The sequence below is a fragment of the Pseudoxanthomonas sp. LjRoot204_2 genome, assembly GCF_056175765.1.
In genome coordinates, this window is the sequence record NZ_JBGFFG010000667.1 from 1 (window position 1) to 1281 (window position 1281).

The following is a 1281-nucleotide window of genomic DNA, read 5'->3' on the forward strand; positions in this document are numbered from 1 at the left end:
CAGCTGGACCTGGACCGCTTCAAGGACGTCAACGACAAGCTCGGCCACCAGGGCGGCGACGCACTGCTGCGCCAGGTGGGCCACCGCATCGCCGACGCCCTGCCGGCCGGCGCACGGCTGTTCCGCCTGGGCGGCGACGAGTTCGCCGTCCTGCTGGCCGGCGACGACGCGGCCGCGCGCGTGGGCGGCGTGGCCGACGCGGTGCTCGACCGGTTCGTCGTGCCCTTCACGGTGGACGGCCTGAGCCTGCGCATCACCGCCAGTGCGGGCATCAGTCGCTGGCCCGAGGACGCGGCGCGGCTGGAGGAACTGGCGGCCAATGCCGACATCGCCATGTACTGCGCCAAGCGCGAAGGGCGCAATCGCGCCGTGCGCTTCGAGCCGCGCCTGCGCCAGGCGCAGCTGGCCCGCATCGGCGTGCGCGAGGCATTGGGCCAGGCCGTGGCGGCGGGGCAACTGGCGCTGCATTACCAGCCGCAGGTGTGCGCGGAAAGCGGACGGCTGCTCGGTGCCGAGGCGCTGCTGCGCTGGACCCATCCCGCGCTGGGCGTGGTGCCCCCCTCGACCTTCATCCCGATCGCCGAAGAAGGCCCGCTGATCCTCGAGCTGGGCCGCTGGGTGATCGGCGAGGCCTGCCGGCAGATCGCGGCCTGGCATGCGCAGGGGCGGGGCCATGTGCGGCTGGCCGTGAACCTGTCGGTGCGGCAGACGCGCGAGGACGCGCTGCCCGGGTTCATCGACGAGGTCTTGCGCAGCACGGGCGTGCCCGCGCACTGCCTGGAGCTGGAAGTGACCGAAAGCGTGCTGATGGAGGACGCCGACGTGGCGGTCGCCCAGCTGGCCAGGCTGCGCGCCCGCGGGTTGCACATGGCCATCGACGATTTCGGCACCGGTTACTCGTCGATGGCCTACCTGAAGCGCCTGCCGATCGACAAGCTGAAGATCGACATGGCGTTCACCCACGCCGTGCCCGGCGATGGCGAAGCGATCGCCACGGCGATCCTGGCGATGGCGCACACGCTGGGCCTGAGCGTGGTGGCYGAAGGCGTGGAAACGCCGGCGCAGCGCGATTTCTTCCGCCAGGCCGGTTGCCAGCAACTGCAGGGGTACCTGATCGGCCGTGCGGTGCCGGGCGACGAATTCGCGGCGCGCTGGCTCGCTGCCGCCGACGTGGCGCAAGGGGCGGTGTGCGCCGCGGGCTAGGCGAGGGCAGGCGACGCGGCGCGCGCACCGCGGCGGGCGAGGTGCTGCATCGCGCCCGCATCCTGCGCCGGTTCCTGA

The 1281-nt window shown here is 72.7% G+C and carries 1 protein-coding gene; it reads left to right on the top strand.

All coding sequences use genetic code 11. The features are described from left to right. The coding region (locus AC04L7_RS18940) for a putative bifunctional diguanylate cyclase/phosphodiesterase (protein WP_475513737.1) at positions 1–1203 on the top strand (1203 nt) is incomplete at its 5' end. Between the last annotated feature and the right edge of the window lie 78 nt (positions 1204–1281).